24 protein-coding genes and 1 tRNA gene are annotated in these 19,704 nt (G+C 64.6%); 11 read left to right on the top strand and 14 right to left on the bottom strand.

The window, feature by feature from the left end:
• Nucleotides 1-26 precede the first annotated feature (26 nt).
• The 3 genes from MU856_RS06315 to MU856_RS06305 are packed head-to-tail and all read right to left on the bottom strand — an operon-like array spanning nt 27 to nt 1,869.
• Complete coding sequence (locus MU856_RS06315) at nt 27-944, bottom strand: NADH-quinone oxidoreductase subunit C (RefSeq protein WP_234178996.1); 918 nt, start codon at nt 942-944, stop codon at nt 27-29.
• The gene (locus tag MU856_RS06310; protein ID WP_086455609.1) at nt 944-1,498 is read right to left on the bottom strand and encodes a NuoB/complex I 20 kDa subunit family protein; all 555 of its coding nucleotides are present in this window, start codon (nt 1,496-1,498) and stop codon (nt 944-946) included. Before MU856_RS06310 ends, MU856_RS06315 begins: the two co-directional genes overlap by 1 nt.
• Nucleotides 1,495-1,869: an NADH-quinone oxidoreductase subunit A gene (locus tag MU856_RS06305; protein WP_003051572.1), complete on the bottom strand. Its 375-nt coding sequence runs from the start codon at nt 1,867-1,869 to the stop codon at nt 1,495-1,497. The genes MU856_RS06310 and MU856_RS06305 overlap by 4 nt, the downstream gene beginning before the upstream one ends.
• Before the next feature lie 215 nt (nt 1,870-2,084).
• Between MU856_RS06305 and MU856_RS06300 the strand changes: the two genes are divergently transcribed.
• Nucleotides 2,085-2,570: a YbjN domain-containing protein gene (locus tag MU856_RS06300; protein WP_062902412.1), complete on the top strand. Its 486-nt coding sequence runs from the start codon at nt 2,085-2,087 to the stop codon at nt 2,568-2,570.
• 75 nt (nt 2,571-2,645) lie between these two features.
• Here the strand turns inward: MU856_RS06300 and MU856_RS06295 are convergent, their stop codons facing one another.
• The 3 genes from MU856_RS06295 to MU856_RS06285 form a co-directional block, all read right to left on the bottom strand.
• Complete coding sequence (locus tag MU856_RS06295) at nt 2,646-3,464, bottom strand: inositol monophosphatase family protein (protein WP_263588605.1); 819 nt, start codon at nt 3,462-3,464, stop codon at nt 2,646-2,648.
• 99 nt (nt 3,465-3,563) lie between these two features.
• Nucleotides 3,564-4,127: an elongation factor P gene (efp, locus tag MU856_RS06290; RefSeq protein WP_003051563.1), complete on the bottom strand. Its 564-nt coding sequence runs from the start codon at nt 4,125-4,127 to the stop codon at nt 3,564-3,566.
• A gap of 104 nt (nt 4,128-4,231) precedes the next feature.
• Nucleotides 4,232-6,193 (bottom strand): OPT family oligopeptide transporter, encoded by a 1,962-nt coding sequence (locus MU856_RS06285; RefSeq protein ID WP_263588604.1) that lies wholly within the window; start codon nt 6,191-6,193, stop codon nt 4,232-4,234.
• A gap of 137 nt (nt 6,194-6,330) precedes the next feature.
• On the opposite strand from MU856_RS06285, the gene MU856_RS06280 reads away from it, so the two are divergent.
• Nucleotides 6,331-6,477 carry a hypothetical protein gene (locus MU856_RS06280; RefSeq protein ID WP_202988281.1) on the top strand — a complete coding sequence of 49 codons (147 nt, stop codon included), beginning with the start codon at nt 6,331-6,333 and terminating at the stop codon, nt 6,475-6,477.
• A gap of 10 nt (nt 6,478-6,487) precedes the next feature.
• Here the strand turns inward: MU856_RS06280 and thiE are convergent, their stop codons facing one another.
• On the bottom strand, nt 6,488-7,117 hold the full coding sequence (thiE, locus tag MU856_RS06275) for a thiamine phosphate synthase (protein WP_234179000.1): 630 nt from the start codon (nt 7,115-7,117) through the stop codon (nt 6,488-6,490).
• A 35-nt stretch (nt 7,118-7,152) separates the two neighbouring features.
• Here thiE and MU856_RS06270 point away from each other — a divergent pair, with 35 nt between their 5' ends.
• Nucleotides 7,153-7,554 carry a hypothetical protein gene (locus MU856_RS06270; protein ID WP_234179002.1) on the top strand — a complete coding sequence of 134 codons (402 nt, stop codon included), beginning with the start codon at nt 7,153-7,155 and terminating at the stop codon, nt 7,552-7,554.
• Here the strand turns inward: MU856_RS06270 and MU856_RS06265 are convergent.
• From MU856_RS06265 to tkt, 5 genes are all read right to left on the bottom strand, one after another.
• Nucleotides 7,551-8,207 (bottom strand): O-methyltransferase, encoded by a 657-nt coding sequence (locus tag MU856_RS06265; RefSeq protein WP_062902406.1) that lies wholly within the window; start codon nt 8,205-8,207, stop codon nt 7,551-7,553. The genes MU856_RS06270 and MU856_RS06265 overlap by 4 nt on opposite strands.
• A complete protein-coding gene (locus tag MU856_RS06260) occupies nt 8,207-9,097 on the bottom strand; it encodes a fructose bisphosphate aldolase (RefSeq protein WP_062902405.1) in 891 nt (296 codons plus the stop codon). Before MU856_RS06260 ends, MU856_RS06265 begins: the two co-directional genes overlap by 1 nt.
• 77 nt (nt 9,098-9,174) lie before the next feature.
• A complete protein-coding gene (locus MU856_RS06255) occupies nt 9,175-10,371 on the bottom strand; it encodes a phosphoglycerate kinase (protein WP_062902404.1) in 1,197 nt (398 codons plus the stop codon).
• Nucleotides 10,372-10,508: 137 nt separating this feature from the next.
• Nucleotides 10,509-11,516: a type I glyceraldehyde-3-phosphate dehydrogenase gene (gap, locus tag MU856_RS06250; RefSeq protein WP_003051541.1), complete on the bottom strand. Its 1,008-nt coding sequence runs from the start codon at nt 11,514-11,516 to the stop codon at nt 10,509-10,511.
• A gap of 37 nt (nt 11,517-11,553) precedes the next feature.
• A complete protein-coding gene (gene tkt / locus MU856_RS06245; RefSeq protein ID WP_263588603.1) occupies nt 11,554-13,521 on the bottom strand; it encodes a transketolase in 1,968 nt (655 codons plus the stop codon).
• A 147-nt stretch (nt 13,522-13,668) separates the two neighbouring features.
• Here tkt and MU856_RS06240 point away from each other — a divergent pair, with 147 nt between their 5' ends.
• The 6 genes from MU856_RS06240 (at nt 13,669) to MU856_RS06215 (ending at nt 16,663) form a co-directional block, all read left to right on the top strand.
• Nucleotides 13,669-13,869, top strand: a complete 201-nt coding sequence (locus tag MU856_RS06240) for a hypothetical protein (RefSeq protein ID WP_003051535.1) — start codon at nt 13,669-13,671, stop codon at nt 13,867-13,869.
• The gene (locus MU856_RS06235; RefSeq protein ID WP_003051532.1) at nt 13,862-14,290 is read left to right on the top strand and encodes a cell division protein ZapA; all 429 of its coding nucleotides are present in this window, start codon (nt 13,862-13,864) and stop codon (nt 14,288-14,290) included. The genes MU856_RS06240 and MU856_RS06235 overlap by 8 nt, the downstream gene beginning before the upstream one ends.
• A 224-nt stretch (nt 14,291-14,514) precedes the next feature.
• Nucleotides 14,515-15,093, top strand: coding sequence for a 5-formyltetrahydrofolate cyclo-ligase (locus MU856_RS06230; protein WP_263588602.1), 579 nt, complete (start codon nt 14,515-14,517; stop codon nt 15,091-15,093).
• Nucleotides 15,090-15,332, top strand: a complete 243-nt coding sequence (locus MU856_RS06225; protein ID WP_003051523.1) for a DUF2842 domain-containing protein — start codon at nt 15,090-15,092, stop codon at nt 15,330-15,332. Before MU856_RS06230 ends, MU856_RS06225 begins: the two co-directional genes overlap by 4 nt.
• 58 nt (nt 15,333-15,390) lie before the next feature.
• Nucleotides 15,391-15,585 carry a hypothetical protein gene (locus MU856_RS06220; RefSeq protein WP_202988280.1) on the top strand — a complete coding sequence of 65 codons (195 nt, stop codon included), beginning with the start codon at nt 15,391-15,393 and terminating at the stop codon, nt 15,583-15,585.
• Between the two features lie 58 nt (nt 15,586-15,643).
• Entirely contained in the window at nt 15,644-16,663 is a 1,020-nt protein-coding gene (locus MU856_RS06215) for a hypothetical protein (protein ID WP_062902400.1), read from the top strand.
• A gap of 32 nt (nt 16,664-16,695) precedes the next feature.
• Here the strand turns inward: MU856_RS06215 and MU856_RS06210 are convergent.
• A tRNA-Asp gene (locus MU856_RS06210) sits at nt 16,696-16,772 on the bottom strand.
• Nucleotides 16,773-16,815: 43 nt separating this feature from the next.
• The gene (locus MU856_RS06205) at nt 16,816-18,012 is read right to left on the bottom strand and encodes an AI-2E family transporter (RefSeq protein ID WP_058811659.1); all 1,197 of its coding nucleotides are present in this window, start codon (nt 18,010-18,012) and stop codon (nt 16,816-16,818) included.
• A gap of 209 nt (nt 18,013-18,221) precedes the next feature.
• On the opposite strand from MU856_RS06205, the gene MU856_RS06200 reads away from it, so the two are divergent.
• Both MU856_RS06200 and MU856_RS06195 read left to right on the top strand, forming a co-directional pair.
• Complete coding sequence (locus MU856_RS06200; RefSeq protein WP_263588601.1) at nt 18,222-19,223, top strand: hypothetical protein; 1,002 nt, start codon at nt 18,222-18,224, stop codon at nt 19,221-19,223.
• 11 nt (nt 19,224-19,234) lie between these two features.
• Nucleotides 19,235-19,699: a hypothetical protein gene (locus tag MU856_RS06195; protein WP_263588600.1), complete on the top strand. Its 465-nt coding sequence runs from the start codon at nt 19,235-19,237 to the stop codon at nt 19,697-19,699.
• The last annotated feature ends 5 nt before the right edge of the window (nt 19,700-19,704 follow it).

The raw sequence follows: 19,704 nt of genomic DNA, 5'->3' as shown, positions 1-19,704 counted from the left end.
GTGGTGCCGGACCGTCGCATTATCGGTCATGCGTCACCTCCTGCTTTGGGCTTGCGCGGCTTGGCCGGAGCCTTGGCAGCCGCCTTGGGCTTTGCCGGAGCCTTTTCGGCCTTCTTGGTCGCGGGCGTCTTCGCCTTTGCCGCAGGCTTGGCCTTGGCACTGTCCTTGCTCGGCTTCGCGGCTTCCTTATTCGCCTTGTCGCCCGCACCGGTCTGTTTGGCATTGTCGGTCGTCTTGGGCGTCGGCGGCGGCGCCTTCTTGGCCTCGTCGGCCTTCTTGACGGCCTCTGCGGTCATCGGCGTCGGCGCGCCCTTGCCCGGCGCCTCACCGGTGCCGCCCGCCTTTTCGTCGCCGGGAAGGATATAGTCGGCGCCTTCCCACGGGCTGAGGAAGTCGAAGCTGCGGAAATCCTGCGCCAGCTTGACGGGTTCATAGACGACGCGCTTGTCCTCTTCGGAATAGCGCAGTTCGGTATAGCCGGTCAGCGGGAAGTCCTTGCGCTGCGGATGCCCCTGGAAACCATAGTCGGTCAGGATGCGGCGCAGGTCGGGATTGCCGCTGAACAGCACCCCGTACATGTCGAACACCTCGCGTTCGAGCCAGCCAGCGTTGGGCCACACGGCAACGATGCTCGGCACCGGCGTTGCTTCGTCGGTCAGCACCCGGACGCGCAGACGATGGTTCTGGGTCACGCTGAGCAGATGATAGACGACTTCGAACCGCTCTGGCCGGTCGGGATAATCGACCCCGGCGATCTCCATGAGCTGCTGATAGGCAAGTTCGTCGCGCAGGCCGACCATCACCCCGGCAACCGCTTCGCGGCGCACGGTGATGCTGTCCTCGCCCACGGCGAAGACATGCGCGATCAGATCGCCGCCGACGACTTTCTTCAGCGCCTCGACAATGCCGTCGCGCGGCGCGATCAGGGGAGCGGGACTGGCCATCAGCGTTCGATCGTTCCGGTGCGGCGGATTTTCCGCTGCAACTGCATGACGCCGTAGAGCAGCGCTTCGGCGGTCGGGGGGCAGCCGGGGACATAGATGTCCACGGGCACGATACGATCGCAGCCGCGCACCACCGAATAGCTATAGTGGTAATAGCCGCCGCCATTGGCGCAGCTACCCATCGAAATCACATATTTGGGGTTCGACATCTGGTCGTAGACGCGGCGCAGCGCCGGGGCCATCTTGTTGCACAGCGTGCCCGCGACGATCATCACGTCGGACTGGCGCGGGCTGGCGCGCGGCGCAACGCCGAAGCGTTCCATGTCATACCGCGGCATGTTGACGTGGATCATCTCGACCGCGCAGCAAGCGAGGCCGAAGGTCATCCACCACAGCGAGCCGGTGCGCGCCCAGTTGAACAGATCCTCGGTCGAGGTGACGAGAAACCCCTTGTCGCCGACCTCTGCATTAAGATCGTCGAAAAAGCTCTGGTCCGGGGCGGTCCCCGGAGCGACCGGCATCGTGCCGGGGGTCAGGATGGTCGAATTGCTCATTCCCAATCCAACGCCCCTTTCTTCCACGCATAGACAAGACCGATCGCGAGCTCGGCCAGGAAAACCATCATCGTCGCCCAGCCGGCCCAGCCGATTTCCTTCAGGCTGACCGCCCAGGGAAAGAGGAAGGCCGCTTCAAGATCGAAGATGATGAACAGAATCGCGACGAGATAGAAGCGCACGTCGAACTGGCTGCGCGCATCCTCGAAAGCGGGAAAGCCGCACTCATATTCGGTCAGCTTCGCCGGATCGGGCTGATGCGCCCCGGTCAACCGCGCCACGCCCATCGGCAGGAACACGAAAGCCGCCGACAGCGCAACGGCGATGCCCAGGAATATCAGGATCGGCAAATATTGAGTCAGATCGACCATGGGAGCTCGCAGTCATGATTTCGGGCGTTTGCCACCCCGTTTCTGCGGGCGCTTTAGGCCAGCATGGCGCTGCCCGCAAGCGCTGCGGACAGGAAAATCGCCTTGCGAACGCCAAAAGCGCGGGGAACGCTGGCAAGGACGGGCGAAGCTATGTTAGGCGGCTGAACGGGACGCGTGTTGCGGCACGATTTGCCGCCATCCAACTGGGGGACTTTATGCGCCAACTGCCATTTGCCACTGCTCTTGCCACACTTGCCGCCACCGCGCTCGGCGCGACGCCGGCCCATGCCGAACTGGTTACGCCCAAGAATCCCGCAGCAATCGTCGCGATCGTCGAATCGCAGGGCTGGCCCGCCAAGCTGGTGACCGCCAGCGATGCCGATCCCTATATCGAGAGCAGCCGCAACGGTCTGAAATTCCTCGTTCTGTTCATGAACTGCAACGACGCGCACAAGGAGTGCAAGACGCTGCAATATTATATGGGCTTCAACGACGCGAAGAATCTGTCGTTCGAAAAATTCAACAGCTGGAACAAGGAAAAACGCTTTGCGCGCGCCTATCGCGACAATGAAGGCGATCCGGTGCTGGAAATGGACGTCGATGTCGATTTTGCCGGATTGCCGCGCGAAAATCTGGGCGAGAGCTTCAACACCTGGGCGTCGCTGATGGATGCCTATCGCGAGTTCATCTACGACGATTGATAGGGCGAAACGCGGACAGCAAAAAGGCCATCCCGGTTATCCCGCGGATGGCCTTTTTTGCGCTTGCATAACGGGTCAGGCGTTGCGCAGCGCGCCCGCGACCAGTTTTTGCAGCTTGGAATGCACCGCGCCGCTGCCCGCGATGAACTCGCTGCGCTCGATCGCCCGATCGCCGCCGCGGAAATCGCTGACGAAGCCGCCGGCTTCGCGCACGAGCAACATGCCCGCCGCAACGTCCCAAATCGACAGATCGGCTTCCCAGAATCCGTCGAACCGCCCCGCGGCGACCCATGCGAGGTCGAGGCTGGCGGCGCCGAAGCGGCGGATGCCGGCAACTTCGGGCGCAACCGCACCGAAAATGCGGCTCCACTGGCCGAAGTCGCCATGGCCCATATAGGGGATGCCGGTCGCGATCAGGCATTCATTGAGATTGCGGCGCGACGAGACGCGCAGGCGCCGGTCATGCAACCATGCGCCGCGACCGCGTTCCGCCCAATAGCTTTCGTCGGTAACCGGCTGATAGATCAGCCCCGCGGTGACATCGCCCCAGCCGCCGCCGAGCTTCGGTTCCTGCACCGCGATCGAAATCGCGAATTGCGGGATCGCGTGCAGAAAGTTCGAGGTGCCGTCCAGCGGGTCGATGATGAAGCGGGGCTTGCCGGGCTCGCCTTCGATATCGCCAGCCTCTTCCATCAGGAAACCCCAACCCGGACGGGCATGGGTGAGTTCGTCATACAGCGTGCGCTCGGCGGCCTGGTCGGCCTTGGACACGAAATCCGCCGGTCCTTTTTGCGAAACCTGCAGATGCTCGATCTCGCCAAAGTCGCGGCGCAGCTTCGTACCCGCCTTGCGCGCGGCACGTTCCATGACGGTGATGATGCCGGATACGGCCATTTTCGTTTCCTTCAACGCGTCGGCCCCGCGGAGGTGGGGGCCGCTGGCTGCGTTGCGCCAGATTGCTCGCGGCCCCCGCCTTCGCGGGGGCGACGTTACTTAGTCAGCACGGCGGACATATTCGCGGTCATAGACGTTGACCACGATACGCGTGCCACTGGTGATGTGCGGCGGCACCATGACCCGCACGCCATTGTCGAGGATCGCCGGCTTGTACGACGAGGAGGCCGTCTGGCCCTTAACCACCGCGTCGGCCTCGACAATCGTCGCTTCGATCTGTTCGGGCAGTTCGACCGAGATCGGGCGCTCTTCCCACAGTTCGAGCACGACTTCCATGCCGTCCTGCAGGAATTCGTGGGCTTCGCCGACGACATCCTTCGAGATGGTGATCTGTTCGTAGCTGTCCTTGTCCATGAACACGAGGTCGTCGCCCTCGGCATAGAGGAACTGGAAATCCTTGGTGTCGAGGCGGACCTTCTCGACCGTATCGGCGCTGCGGAAACGGTTGTTGAGCTTGCGCCCGTCGATCAGATTCTTGGCTTCGACCTGCATATAGGCGCCGCCCTTGCCCGGCTGGGTGTGCTGGATCTTGGTGACCTTCCAGATGCCGCCCTCATATTCGATAATATTGCCGGGACGGATTTCAACGCCGGTGATTTTCATCGCGCACACTCGCTAGTTCAAGGATGGAAAGAGCCGCCGGCGCAGCGGGTGCGCCGGTCACAGGAGCGCGCCCTTAGCCGCCTGCGCGGCCAAGGGCAAGCGCGTTAGACGCTTTCGGTGGCGCGGCGCGTGCGCCGATAGCTGTATGCGATCAGCGCGACGAAGAGCGAAAGGCCGACGACAATCGCCGTCGGCTCGAAGCTCTCCCCGACGAGCGCCAGCGGCGCATCGCTTCCCGAACCCGCGACGACGCCCGCGAACAATACCCCGAAAATGCTCTCGCCGACGATGAAGCCCGTCGCGAGCAGGACGCCCATTCGGCTGTAAAATTCGGGGCGGGTGCTGCGTTCGGCACGTTTTTCCCATAAATGGCCGATCACCGCGCCGATCGGAATGAGCAAGGTCAGCGACATCGGCAGATAGATGCCCATACCGACACCGAGCGGCGGCAGGCGCAGCTTGCCCATACGCCCCAATATCTCGTCGGCGGCGATGATGGCGATGCCGATCAATGCACCATAGCCGATCAGATCCCAACGCAGATCGCCGCCGAGCACGCCCTTGGCCAGTGCGCTGATCAGGGCCGCTTGCGGCGCCGGCAGCGCATTGGCGCCCGCCCCCGCGGCACCGGCAAAGCCAAATGCCTGGTTCAACAGGTCGAGCACCGGCGGAATGATGAGCGAACCGAAGCCGACACCGATAACCAGCGCGAGCTGCTGCTTCCACGGCGTCGCACCGACGAGCTGGCCGGTCTTCAGATCCTGGAGATTGTCGTTGGAAATCGTCGCGACCGAAAAGACGATCGCAGTGGTGAACAGCGCATAGGCGACAAGCGCGGCAGTATCGGCTTCACTGTGATTGCGCCCGAAGAAGAGGAGCAGCATCAGCGAAGCGGCAATGATGGCGAGGATACCGACGCCCGACACCGGGCTGTTCGACGCACCGATCAGGCCGGCCATATAGCCGGTAACCGCGGCGATGATCGCGCCGACGAACAGCACGAACAGCAGCGTCGCGAAAATGACGCCGACCGGATTGGCCGCGATCGGGCCGCCCTGCGCAAAGAACCACAGCAATCCCGCGATCGGAATCAGCGAGCCCAGGATCGTCCCCGCGACGATGCCGAAGGACAGATCACGCTCGCCCAGTTCGACCACCTCGCCCGCGCCGCGCGCCCGCGACGACGCGATCGAACCCTTGATGCCCTTGACGATCGGGCCGACGATCTTGAGCAGCGTCCACAGCGCCGCGACCCCGATCGTCCCGGCGCCGATGAAGCGCACCTGCTGCGAAAACACCATGCCGACCACATCATCGACCGGTCCGGTCAGTCCCTGCGCTGCCGTCAGCGCGGGCATCAGACCCGCCCATGCGATGACCATGCCGATGAACATCGCCACGCCGACCGACAGGCCGACAAGATGCCCCACGCCGATCAGCGCGAAGGACAGGCTGCCGCTGACGCCGGTGGCGCCGACGCCGAGCTTGAAATTCTTCGACACTTCGAGCGCCGCGAGCTTCATCGCGCCAAGCAGCGAGAAACCGGCGCTGATCAGCGATCCGAGCAGGATCGTACGCAGGCCGCGCTGATTCTCCTCGGCCCCCTCGCCCGCGCGCGACCCGACCTTGAGCACTTCGGCCGCGGCGACGCCTTCGGGATAGGGAAGGTCCGACCCGGCGACGAGTGCGCGGCGCAGCGGGACCGAAAACATCACGCCCAGCGTTCCGCCGATGAAACAGACGGCGGCGGTCGTCCAATAGGGGAAACCCTGCCACCAGCCGACGATGACCAGACCGGGCAGGACGAAGATGATGGCCGCAAGCGTCCCCGCCGCACTGGCGATCGTCTGGACGATATTATTCTCCAAAATCGTCGCCCCCGACAGGAAGCGCAGGATCGCCATCGAAATGACCGCGGCGGGAATCGAGGTCGCAAAGGTCAACCCGACCTTCAACCCCAGATAGACGTTTGCCGCCGTGAACAGCAGCGTGATCAGTCCGCCAAGGACGATCCCGCGGACGGTGAGTTCGCGCATCGAAACGCTGCGCTGGTCGGTATCGGACATAAATTTCTCCCCGCGCGCTGTGTTGCGGGCGGCGGGGAATTAGGCAAGTCAAAACAGGCGTGGAAACGCGACGAAGCGAAACCGAATTGACGCTTCGATCCAATCATCGCTCCGCGGCGCGGCGCATAGAGCCGGGCATGACAACGGCCCTTCCCGATCCCAAGCCGCATCCCGGCCCCGAAGCGGCCGCTTCGGTCAAGCGCCCGGCGCCGTGCGCGGGTCTGTTCGGGTGGCGCAAGTGCGACGACGCACCGCGCGACGAGCGCCCGCGCACGCGGAACTGACGCGCGCGGCCTAATCCGCTGCCATCAGCGCGGCGAAAGCCTGCACCGCCGCGGCCGGGCCGTCCGGATGGTTCCAGACGCCGCCCGATACCGCAAGGAAATCGGCGCCAGCATCGATCAACAGCTCCGCATTCTCGACCGTGATCCCGCCGATCGCAACGCAAGGCAGCTCGAACAGTCCCTGCCACCAGCTGAGGATTTCGGGCTCGGCGCGATGTTCGACCGCCTTTGTCGTCGTGGGGAAGAAGGCGCCGAAGGCGACATAATCCGCCCCCGCTTCGCCGGCATCCATCGCAAGGTGGCGGCTGTTGTGACAGGTTACGCCGATCTGCGCGCCGGGGCCGAGCAGCCGCCGCGCCTCCTGCGGATCGCCGTCCCCCTGCCCCAGATGGACGCCATCGGCCTTGAGCCGCTTCGCCAGCGCCATGTCGTCGTTGACGATGAAGGCGACATCGTGCGCGGCGCAAATCGCCTGTAGCGGTTCGGCAAGGCGCGCCGCTTCGTGCTGGGTCAAACCCTTAACGCGGAACTGGAACGCGGCAACCGGGCCGGCGGCCAGCGCCGCTTCGAGTTGCGCCGGAAAGTCGCCGCCGACATCAGGTGGCGAGATGAGGTAAAGCTGGCAGGTCGGTTCGGTCATGGCGGGTTCATAGCTACGCCGCCAGCATGCCGCAAATGCAGAAGATGTTTCGCGCCACCACCCTGTCCCTCGTCACTGCTGCGACCGTTTCGGCCTGTGCAGCGACTCGCGACGTTACCGCATTGCGCGACGCCGCCAATGTCGCCATCGGCCAGCGCGCCTATGCCGACGGCCCGTTGATCCAGCCGGTCGCGGTGATCGAGGACAGTCGCTGCCCCGTCGGAGTCGCCTGTGTGTGGGCAGGCCGCGTCCGCGTGAAGATGCTCTGGCTTCGTCCCAATGGCGAGGCACAGCCTTTCGAAGCGGTGCTAGGCGAACCGACACCGCTGGCCGACGGCACGATCACGCTCGAATCGATGCATCCCGACAAGCGCCCCGACCGACCTATCAAGGCCGGCGATTACCGCTTCGCCTTCCGATTCATGGGCGGTCTTTAGGCGACCCGCGCCAACACGAAGCCGTCCCATCCCTTCGCGCCGACCGTCTGCACGGCGGTGGCGTCGATGCGCGGGTCGGATTGCAGAAAATCGAACAGCGCGCGTGCGCCCAAGATGCCGGGATCGTGGCTGGCGGGATCGAGGACGCCGCCTTCGCGCACGACATTGTCGACGATGATCGTCGTGCCGCTGCGGCCGAGGCGGATCGCTTCGGCGACATAATCGACATTCCTCTGCTTGTCGGCGTCGATGAAGACCATGTCGAAAGGCGCGACGTCGGTCATCGCGGCAAGGCTGTCCATCGCCGGGCCGACCCGGATCTCGGCCCGATCAGAGAGGCCGGCGCGATCGAGATTCGCCTGCGCGACGCGGGCATGCATGTGGTCGACTTCCAGCGTCACCAGCGCGCCATCGTCCGGTAGCGCCCGCGCGAGCCAGATCGTCGAATAGCCGCCGAGCGTCCCGATTTCGAGGATGCGCCGCGCGCCCGCCATTTGTGCGAGCAGATAGAGCATCTTGCCCTGCGCCGCCGAGACGTCGATCGGTGGCAAGCCGTTTTCGGCATTGTGGGCGAGTGCGGCCGCCAGGATCGCGTCGTCGCCAATCAGCTTCTCGCCGATATAGGTGTCGACGCGGTCCCAGCTATCGGTCATCAGGCGACCGATGCGGCGTGAATTTCGTCGATCGCGCCGCCGAGCGAGCCGTTGAATTCCGCGTCGCTCATCGACGCGCGCAAATCTTCCAGGAGCGCGCGGCTGAAGCTGGCGATGATACCGGGATTCTTGGCCAGTTCGATACACGCTTCGGGGCGCGCGAAGCCGCCCGACAGCGCGACGACGCGCAGCACCTTGGGATGATCGACGAGCGGCTGGAACAGGCCTGCTTCGGTGGGCAGCGACAGCTTGAGCATGACCGGCGCGCCGGTCCATGCGTCGAGCGCCGCGAGCGTTTCCGCCAGCAACAGTCGGTCCGCCGCATCGCGCTCGGGGCTCTTGATATTCACTTCGGGTTCGATGATCGGCATCAGGCCGTGCGCGGCGATGCGCGCGGCTTCGGCAAATTGCTGCGCGACGATTGCCTTGACGCCCACCGGGTTGGCGAGGTTGACGACGCTGCGCATCTTGGTCCCGAACACGCCCTTCGCAACCGCCCGCTCGCACAGCGCGTCGAGATCGGCGTTGGGCTTCATCAACTGAACGCCGTCAGCTTCGGCTTCGAGGCCTTTGTCGACCTTGAGGAACGGGACCACGCCGCGCTCCCACAGCAGAGCCGGGATCGGCTTGCCATCGGCTTCGCCGTCCATGGTGCGTTCGAACAGGATCGCGCCGATCACCTTATCGCCGTTGAAGCAGGGTGCGGTCACGATCCGGCTGCGCATTGCATGGATCAGCGCGAACATTTCCTCGTCGCCCGAATATTCGTCTTCTTCGATGCCATAGCCCTTGAGCGCCTTGGGCGTCGAACCGCCACTCTGGTCGAGCGCGGCGATAAAGCCCTGGCCCGATTTGATCTTATCCAGCATCTCGGCATTGGCGGTCGTCATAACGTCTCCGTGGATTTGCATACGTATGGTGCGGCGCGCATAGCGGCCCGTTGCTTGGGACGCAATGCGATGGGAACTCAGGCCTTAAGCGCGTCTACCCCCGGCAAAGGCTTTCCTTCCATCCATTCGAGGAAGGCGCCGCCTGCGGTCGAAACAAAGGTGAACTCGTCCGCAACGCCGGCATGGTTGAGCGCGGCGACGGTATCGCCGCCGCCGGCAACCGAAATCAGCGACCCTTCGCGCGTCAACGCCGCCGCCGTCCGGGCGAGCGCGACGGTTGCGGCGTCGAACGGCGCAATCTCGAAAGCGCCGAGCGGACCGTTCCACACCAACGTGCGGCAGCTTTTCAGCACGTCACCGAGCGCCTCGACCGCCGCAGGCCCGACATCGAGGATCATCTCGTCCGCCGCAACTTCGTGGATGTTCACGGTGCGCGTCGGCGGGTTCGCGGCGAATTCTTTCGCGACGACCACGTCATAGGGCAGATGGACGGTGCAGCCTGCGGCATCCGCCGCGTCGAAAATCGCGTTGGCGGTATCGACGAGGTCGTGCTCGCACAGCGACTTGCCGACATCGACGCCGCGCGCCGCGAGGAAAGTGTTCGCCATCCCGCCGCCGATGATCAGATGATCGACCTTGCCGACAAGGTTGCGCAGCACGTCGATCTTGCTCGACACTTTCGCGCCGCCGACAACCGCCGCAACCGGATGCGCGGGGTTGCCGAGCGCCGCGTCGAGCGCCTTGAGCTCGGCCTCCATCGCGCGGCCGGCATAGGCGGGCAGCCGATGGGCAATGCCCTCGGTCGAGCCATGCGCGCGGTGCGCCGCCGAAAAGGCATCGTTGACATAGATGTCGCCGATTTCGGCAAGCGCATCGGCGAACGCGGGGTCGTTCTTTTCCTCACCCGCATGAAAGCGCGCATTTTCGAGCACGGCGACGTCGCCGGGCGCGAGGACGGCAACGCCCGCCTTGGCGCCTTCGCCGGTGCAATCGGGAATGAACATCACCGAATGGCCGAGGACGTCGGCGACGCCGTCGATGACGAGGCTGAGCGACTGCGTCGGGTTCTTCGCCCCTTTCGGACGGCCGAAATGGGCGAGCAGCAGAACGATGGCACCCTTGTCCGACAGTTCGCGGATCGTCGGCATCGCTGCGCGAATTCGCGTGTCATCGGCCACGGCGCCATCGGACATCGGCACGTTGAGATCGACGCGCACCAGCACCTTCTTGCCGGTGACGTCACCGATGTCGTCGAGCGTCTTGAAATCTGCCATCTTTCACTCCGATCCCGGAGTGTTCCCCCGCGAAGGCGGGGGTCCATCTCCTGCGCTCTTATCCCCTGATCACCGCCGGTTTCATTCCGATGCGGTCGGAGATGGGCCCCCGCCTTCGCGGGGGCACAAGGATATTGTTAAAGGAACTTCGCGATCACGCCCGCCGTGTCGATCATGCGGTTGGAGAAGCCCCATTCATTGTCGTACCAGCTCAGCACTCGCACCAGCTTGCCGTCGATAACCGCGGTTTCAAGGCTGTCGATGGTCGAGCTGGCGGCGTTATGGTTGAAGTCGATCGAAACCAGCGGTTCCTCGGTATAACCAAGGACGCCCTTCAGCGCGCCTTCGGCCGCGGCCTTGAGCACCGCGTTCACTTCTTCCTTGGTCGTTTCGCGCGACGGGGTGAAAGTGAGGTCGACCACCGACACATTCGGCGTCGGAACGCGGATCGATGACCCGTCGAGCTTGCCCTTCAATTCGGGCAGGACGAGGCCGACGGCGACCGCCGCACCGGTCGAGGTCGGGATCATCGACATTGCGGCGGCGCGGGCGCGGCGCGGATCGTCGTGGATCTGATCGAGGATTTTCTGGTCGTTGGTATAAGCATGGATCGTCGTCATCAGGCCGCGTTCGATACCGATCGCTTCGTGCAGCACCTTGGCAAAGGGCGCGAGGCAGTTGGTGGTGCAGGACGCGTTCGAGATGATCCGGTGATCGGCGGTGATCTGGCTGTCATTGACGCCGTAAACGACGGTCAGGTCGACTTCCTTGGCGGGCGCCGAAATGAGTACGCGCTTCGCGCCGGCGTCGAGATGCTTCTGGCCGCCGGCCTTGTTGGTGAAGAAGCCGGTGCATTCCATCACGATGTCCACGCCGTTGGCGGCGTGCGGCAGGGCGGCGGGATCGCGCTCGGCGGTGACCTGGATGCGCTTGCCGTTGATGATCAGGTCGTTGCCATCGACTTCGACGGTGCCGTTGAAGGCGCCATGAACCGAGTCATGGCGAAGCAGGCGGGCATTGGCCTTGGCATCGCCCAGATCGTTGATCGACACCAGTTCAAGGTCGTGATCGGTGCGCTCGAGAAGGGCGCGCGCCACATTGCGGCCGATGCGTCCGAAACCGTTGATTGCGACTTTCACTGCCATGTCGGTTAGTCCTTTCTGCGGAAGGTGGCGGCCGGTCTTATGCGCCGAGCCGCGCCAGAATCTTGGGGGTGATGGCGTCGACCGTCAGGCCGAAATGCCGGTAGAGATCATCGATCGGCGCCGACGCGCCGAAGCTGTCGATGCCGAAGCGCAGGCCATGGCGGCCGGTGTAGCGTTCCCAGCCGAAGGTCGTCCCGGCCTCGATCGAGACGATCAGGGCATCGTCGGGCAGCAGGTCGGCCTGATAGGCCGCATCCTGTTCGTCGAACAATTCGGTCGACACCATCGAAACGACATCGGCACCCTGCCCCGCCGCTTCGAGCTTTTCGGCGACATCGAGCGCCAGCGACACTTCGGAGCCCGTCGCGACCAGCACGACCTTGCGCGCCGCGGCGGCGCTGCGAAGGCGATAACCGCCTTTCAAGCAAAGATTTTCCGTGACGTCATGACGCAGCGGCGGCAGATTCTGGCGCGTGAGTGCGAGGAGCGTCGGACGGCTGTCCTGCGCGATCGCGATCGCCCAGCATTCGGCCGTCTCAACCGCGTCGGCGGGGCGCATCACGAGCAGATTGGGCATGGCGCGCAGCGACTGCAGATGCTCGATCGGCTGGTGCGTCGGTCCATCCTCGCCGAGCCCGATGCTGTCGTGCGTCATCACGTAAACGACGCGCTGACGCTGGAGCGCCGACAGCCGGATCGCGCCGCGGCAATAGTCCGAAAAGACCAGGAAAGTGCCGCCATAGGGGATCACGCCGCCGTGCAGCGCCATCCCGTTCATCGCCGCCGACATGCCGAATTCGCGGATGCCATAATAGATGTAGCGACCCGAATAATCGTTCCGGTTCAGCGGCTTGGTCGACGATGTCTTGGTATTGTTCGAGCCGGTAAGGTCGGCGCTGCCACCAACAAGCGAGGCGATGTCGGCGGTGAGCGCGGTCAGCGCATTTTCCGACGCCTTGCGCGTCGCGACCTTCGGCGGTTCGGCAACCAGCCCGTCGAGATAGGCCTTGAAAGCATCACCCGGCGCGACCTTGCCGCTCAGGCGATCCTCAAAATCCGTTTTCTTATCGCTACTTGCAAGGCGATAATTCCACGCAGCATGAAGTGACTGGCCGCGCTGGCCAAAGCCGCGCCATGCGTCGGCAATGTCGGCGGGAATGACGAACGGTTCGGCGGTCCAGCCCATATTGGCGCGCGCCGCCGCCACCTCGTCGGCGCCGAGCGGCGAGCCATGCGTCGCCGACGTGCCCTGCTTGTTCGGCGCGCCGAAGCCGATCAGCGTCTTGCACGCAATCAGCGACGGGCGACCGTCCGCCAGCGCCGCGTCGATCGCGCGGCGAATATCGGCAGCATCATGGCCGTCGCAGCTGTCGACATGCCAACCGGTCGCCGCATAACGCGCTTTCACGTCCTCGCTGGTCGAAAGGTCGGTCGACCCGTCGATCGTGATCTTGTTGTCGTCCCACAGCACGATCAGGCGGCCAAGGCCCAGATGGCCGGCCACGCCGATCGCTTCGTGATTGATGCCTTCCATCAGGCAGCCGTCGCCGGCGATGACCCAGGTGCGATGGTCGACGAGGTCGTCGCCGTAAATGGCATTGAGATGGCGCTCGGCGATCGCCATGCCGACCGCAGTCGCAAGCCCCTGCCCCAGCGGCCCCGTCGTCGTTTCAACCCCGGCAAGCTCGAAATTTTCGGGATGCCCGGCGCAAGGACTGTTCAGCTGGCGAAAATTGCGGATTTCCTCCATCGTCGGATGCGCATAGCCCGCGAGATGGAGCGTCGCATAAGCGAGCATCGAGCCATGGCCCGCCGACAGGACGAATCGGTCGCGATCGGCCCATTTGGGTTCGCTCGGATCGAACTTCAGATAATCCGAATAGAGGACGGTCGCGACGTCGGCCATGCCCATCGGCATCCCGGGGTGACCGCTGTTCGCGGCCTGTACGGCGTCCATCGCAAGCGCGCGGATCGCGTTGGCGAGCTGGCGTTCGGGCAGTGTCATCTTTTCCCCGCTTATGTCTGGGCTGGCGTGCGCGACTGCCCTTTGCGGCGGCGCCGCCGAGAGTCAACCGCCCGCGGCAAGAATTCGCGCGCATTTCGGCGCCGACAGGCGATTGCACCCCTCCCCCGGCGCTGCTACCCCTGTGGCATGGAACTCGATCTCGACGAATCCAGCCTCGCCATCGGCCGCATCGAGCGCGCGCTGAGCCGCATCGAAAAGAGCCTGGCCGAGCGCGCAGAACGCGGCGCATCCGATCAACCGACAAGCGATCAATCGGCCCTGAAGGCCGAAGTTAACGCTGTTATCGGCGAACTGGACCGACTGATTGCGGAGGCGAATCGTGGCTGATGTCCGACTGAACATCGCCGGGCGCACCTATGACCTGACCTGCGCCGACGGCGAGGAGCCGCAGCTTCAGAAGCTCGCCGGGCTGATCGACGAAAAGGTCCGCGCCATCCCCGGCAGCACCGAGGTACGCCAGCTTCTCTTCGCGGCGCTCATGCTCGCCGACGAGGCGCAGGAAGCAAAGGCCAAGGTCGACAGGTCCGAGCCCCAATCCGATTCGCTGCGCGCCGCGGTTGCGCTAGCGGAAAGCCGCGAAACGCAGGCGCGTGACGAACTCGCTGCGGCCCGCAGGGAAATCGAGGCACTTAAGGCCGCGCCGCCGCCCGCTGTAGCAGCCGCGCCGCGCACAACGCACGACCGCGCACTGCTCCAGATCGCCGACCGGATCGAAGCGCTCGCCGCAAAGGTTGAGCAAAGCGCTTGAGGATGGGGCCCCGCGTCCCTAAATAGGCATCGGCGGGTACTGCCCGGCACGAGCCGTTGCGAAAATCCCTGAGGCGATACATCATCCAAGGGAGCTGTCCCTGCCCGGACCCTGGTCCGACGTACATGGCCCCCACCTGACGTTACTGGCGTCAGAGGATCTTCCGGAAACCGACCCATGGTGGTCCCGCCAACCCGACAGGCTTTGAAGGAGGCCCGGCCCGCATGACGCCCGACCTCGCTTCGCAGAAACAGGCGCTGCGCGAACGATTGCGTTTTCGCCGCCGCCATTTCGTCGCCAATCTCGACCCGATGGGGCGGCTCGCTGCCTTTCGCGCCGTTCCCGACACGCTCCGCAAGCTGCTCGATGCCAGCCCTGTCGTCGGCGCCTATGCACCGTGGGGCGACGAACCCGATATCCGCCCGCTGCTGCTGCTGGATGGCCGGCGCATCGCGCTGCCGCATCACGCAGACCGCACGGCCGCCATGACCTTTCGGATATCGGACGATGGCGATGCGCTTCGCAAGGGTCCGTGGGGATCGCCCCAGCCGCCCGATAGCGCCGAAATCGCGCATCCCGACATCGTCCTCTGCCCGCTCGTCGGTTTCGACCGCCACGGCGGCCGTCTCGGCCAGGGAGGCGGGCATTATGACCGGTTCTTTGCTGAAAATCCGGCGGTTCCGCGCATCGGAATCGGCTGGTCGGTGCAGGAAGTTGACACTGTTCCCATTGAACAAACCGATATTTTTCTCGATGCGGTCCTGACCGAGCAGGAATATATCATCATCGGAGACCGATTGTGAGCGAGCCCCCCGCCGATCCGCAGCCAAGCTGGCGTAAGCCGACCGGCATCCTTCTGATCTTGGCGCTGATCACGGCGTGGGCGGCGGCCGTCGTCAGCCTCTCGCCGTGGGTCGGCGGCTGGCCGGTGCTGGTGCAGGCGATTTTCTATCTCGTCGCGGGGATCGCCTGGGTATGGGTGCTGCCGCTGCGGCCACTGCTGTGCTGGATGGAAACCGGGCGCTGGCGCGCCCCACAATAGGGATTGGCACCGCCCGATTATTCGATAGCCTGCGCGCACCATTGGGGAGGCAGGCGCGATGCGGGTATCTATGGGAACGGCGGCTGTCCTGTCGCTGATTTTGGCGAGCACCCCGGCGGCGGCGCGTGATGACGGCCTGCGCAAGCAGGTGAAGGCGCTCGTCAAGGCGTGCCCCGCCGCTGCCAAAGGCTATGATCTTGCCGCCTTGACGCCCGACGGCCTGGCCACGCCGGACTATCGGGCAAGGTTTTGAAGAATGGGCCGGGGCGCCCGATCCCGATACGCAACCGGGTAGCGGCGGCGCAACGATCATGCTGCGCGGCGTGATCGGTTCAAGCATCACGCAGGATATCCGCTTTTCGACCGTCAGCACCCTGTGGCGCGACGCGGCCGGGGCATGGCAAGTCTTGCGCGTCGATCATGGGACGCTGCCGCCCGTGCCACCGCCCCCGCCGCCCCCCGAATTGTTCGAAGAGCCCGATGCGGCCTATGGTTTCATGACCGAGCAGGTCAAGCCCGCCCCCGACAAGAGCCGCCGCGTCCAGCGCGGCCGCCTGCTTCCGGCGGCGGCGGCGGAACTCGATCGCCTGCTTGCCGATCCCTGTCTGCAACTCGAACAGATGGGGCTGACGGCGCACCGCAGCAAAAGCGAGGTTCCGCCCTGCCCCTTCGACTATGCCGGGTCGACGATCGAGGTGACGCGCGATGCGCGAAGCTGGCTGATTTCGACCGATTGCCGGCGCGAATTGCCGAGCGCGAAGATCGCCGACATTCTCTTTTATCCGCAGGCCGATGTCCCCATGCCCGACTGGGACAGGACAGCGTGCGCCGATTGCGTCCGCTATGTCCTTGTCGCCGAATATTTCCGGCGCGCCGAGCGGACTGGCGACGCCGCGACCGATGCGGTGATCACCCGCGCTTATGCTGCCGTTGCCGGACGCGATTATGCCGGGGCGCGGCGCTTGCTCGAGCCGTTGGCAAGCGAGACGTCCGCCTATCCGCTGCGTTGGTTGCTGATGCCCGAACTCGCGTGGCTACGCGACAAGACCGGCGATACGGACGGCGCAATCACGCTGCTCGCCATCGCAGGCGCAGCGGCCGATTATCAGCGAGGCCGGCTGCGCTGCGATGCCCCGATCGGCAATCTCACCGAATTTCAGGACGTCATGCAGCGGCGTTTCGGCATTGCGCAAATCTGCGATGCGCCGGAGCAGTTCGCCATCCCCGACGGGTTCGATATGGCGCCGGTGGAGCTTGCCCGGCAGAAGGCCGGTGCGATCGAATATCCGATATATTCGCGAGAGACGGAAGCGACCCAAGCCAAGGATTGAAGGAGGCGCCACCTGCCGAAATTCAGGGCAAGTGGCGCGAGTGACGGGGCTCGAACCCGCGACCTCCGGCGTGACAGGCCGGCGCTCTAACCAACTGAGCTACACCCGCTTGCGCTTGGGAGCCGCGCCAATATTGCCCTCGTCCCGACCTGTCAACCGTCCCGATCAAACTCTTTTCGATTTAATCGCTCGCGCATCTCTTCTGTCGCGGTGAGCGTCCCATGTTCGAATAGAAAACCGGCAAGATCAGGCGTGCCGGTCGAGGCAAGGACGGTCTGCACGATCAGGAGCAGCGGCACCGCAAGCAGCGCCCCCGGCGTCCCCCACACCCATCCCCAAAAGCTGAGCGAGACGAGAATCAGCAGTGGATTGACGGTCAGCCGCCGCCCCAACACCAGCGGCGTGATCAAATTCGCCTCGACCAGATGCACCCCGATGAAGATGACGGCCGGCAACAGCGCGACCCCGACCGCGTCGAAGGTCATCAGCCCGCCCAGACCCAGGAGCATCGCGGCGACGATCGGCCCGAGATAGGGCACGAAATTGCACAGCGAGACGATGCCGCCCCACATGAAGGGCGACGGCATGCCAAGCGCCCACAGCAACAGCGAGACGATCAGTCCCAGCAGCGCATTGATCATCGTGATCGTCGCGAGATAGTCGGCAGTCGCATCCACGACATTCTGGATCACGCGCGCGGTCTGCATCGCGCCATCGAAGCTGCCGCGCCGGCGGATCGTGCTGCGCCGCAGCCGCGTCCATCCGGCGAGGAAGAAGAAGATCACGAGTACCGCGAAGAGAAGCTGCACTGCCGCCGCGGGCGCGGCCGAGATGAAATAGTCGACGACCGAGGTTGGCGCGGTGGCGGCCATGGCCTGCGCGGTCGCTTCGGACCCGCTCGCGACCGAGGTCAACGTGCGGTCGACGAATTTCTGCAAGGTCGAATAGAAATCGATCACCGGCGCCAGATTGGTCTGGATGCGCGGGATCGATTCGGGGATGCGCGCGAACCAGCCCGTCGCGGGAACGACGATGATCGCCAGCGCCGCGTTGACCAGCATCAGAAAGCTCGAGAGCGCCAAAAAGGCCGCCAGCGCCGACGGAACGCGGCGCCGTTCGAGCCATTCGAGCAGCGGAACGAGGGCAATGGAAACGACGATCGCCGCTGTGAGCGGCAGGAAGAATTCGGCGCCGGCCTGCAGCGCGAAGGGCAGCCCCAGGCAGAAGGCCGCACCAATGATAAGCGTCAGCGCCGCGAGCAACCGGTCCCGACGAAAATCATCGATCTCAACGCGTTGCGCTGCGTCTTTGAGCAAGGGTGGCACCTTCGGGTGCTCGCTGTCCTCCATTGCGTCGATCGCTCCCGTTGAACCCGATCCTCTTAGGCGCACTTTGGCGTCGGCGCCAGTGGCGCCCGAAGGGATTGGCCCAATGGTGCGCCATTATTCCCCTGTCCCCATTTAGGACAAAAGGCCGAGTATTTTCACCATTTTAACCAGAAATTACCCTTTTTCCGCGAGGACGGCTCCCAAGGACCAGCAATTATGGAGCCAATTCGATGATGAAAGCGCCTGTGGGGGGCGCGAAGCATCAGCTTCTTCGACCCTCTTATTCCGCCCTATTGCTTTGCGCGCTCGCCCTGCCGATGCAGGCGCATGCCGCCGGTACGGTAGCCGGATCGACCATCAGCAACACCGCCAGCGCCAGCTTCGACAACGGAGCGGGGACGCAGACGATCGATTCGAACACGGTCAACCTGCGCGTCGACGAACTGCTCGACGTGACGGTTGCCTCGAACAACCCGTCGGATGTCGCAACCACGCCCGGCGGGACCAACCAGCTGCTTACGTTCACCGTGACCAACACCGGCAACGGGCAGGAAGCCTTCGGGCTCAGCACGATCGCCAATGTCGGCGGCGACAATTACGACCCGACCATCACCGGCATCTATATCGACAATGGCGACGGCATCTTCGATCCCGCCACCGACACGCTCTATACCGCCGGGTCGAACGATCCGGTGCTCAACCCCGACCAGAGCGCGCGCATTTTCGTCGTTGCGACGACGCCGGGGACGGTCGCCGACAATGATCGCGGCATCGTGACGCTGGTCGCGGCGGCCAAGACCGGCTCCGGCGCCCCGGGCACCACCTTCGCGGGCCAGGGCCAGGGCGGCGGCGATGCGGTCGTCGGTTCAACCGGCGCCGACGGGCAGGACAATGGCGCCTACAAGGTGTCGGCGGCCACCGTCACGCTCGTCAAATCGGCGGTCGTCGCCGATCCGTTCGGCGGCAGCGAGCCCGTTCCGGGCGCGACGATCACCTACACGATCACCGCGACGGTCGCCGGCACGGGGTCGGTCGGCGGTCTTGCGATCACCGACAATATTCCGGCCGACACATCCTATGTCACCGGCTCGATCACTCTTGGCGGTGCGCCGCTGAGCGATGCGAGCGACGCCGATGCCGGCGACTACAACGGCACACGGATCCGCGTGCAACTCGGCACCGTCGCGGGCGGCCAGACCCGCACCGTTACCTTCAAGACCAAGATCGACTGATGGAGATTCGCATGCGCAAGGCTCTTTTCCTTCTGATCGCCGCCCTCGCACCGGCACAGGCGTTCGCCGCCAACCAGGTCGCGCTCGACAATAATGTCTTCGTCGAGCGGGTGACGACCGACGCGGCCGGCAAGCAGCGCGTCCTGCTCGAGGAACCGAAGGTCGTCGTTCCCGGCGACCGGCTGGTCTTCGTGCTCAACTATCGCAACGCGGGCGCGCAGCCTGCCGACAAGTTCGTCATCACCAATCCGATGCCCTCTGCGGTCCGTTTTGCGGGCGCCGGCGATACGCCGCCGCTCGTCTCCGTCGATGGCGGCAAGATGTGGGGACAACTCGTCGATCTGACCGTGCCGATGGCCGATGGAACGCGCCGCCCGGCGCAGCCTGCCGACGTCACGCACGTTCGCTGGGCGTTCCAGAAGCCGATCCCGGCGGGAGCGACCGGCAAGCTCATCTTCAGGGGGGTCGTAAAATAACCCCC

This window comes from Sphingopyxis sp. GC21 (genome assembly GCF_025727575.1).
Taxonomy (GTDB): Bacteria; Pseudomonadota; Alphaproteobacteria; order Sphingomonadales; family Sphingomonadaceae; genus Sphingopyxis; species Sphingopyxis terrae_A.
The sequence above is the reverse complement of the archived record's forward strand: the minus strand, read 5'-3'. Positions and strand labels throughout refer to the sequence as shown.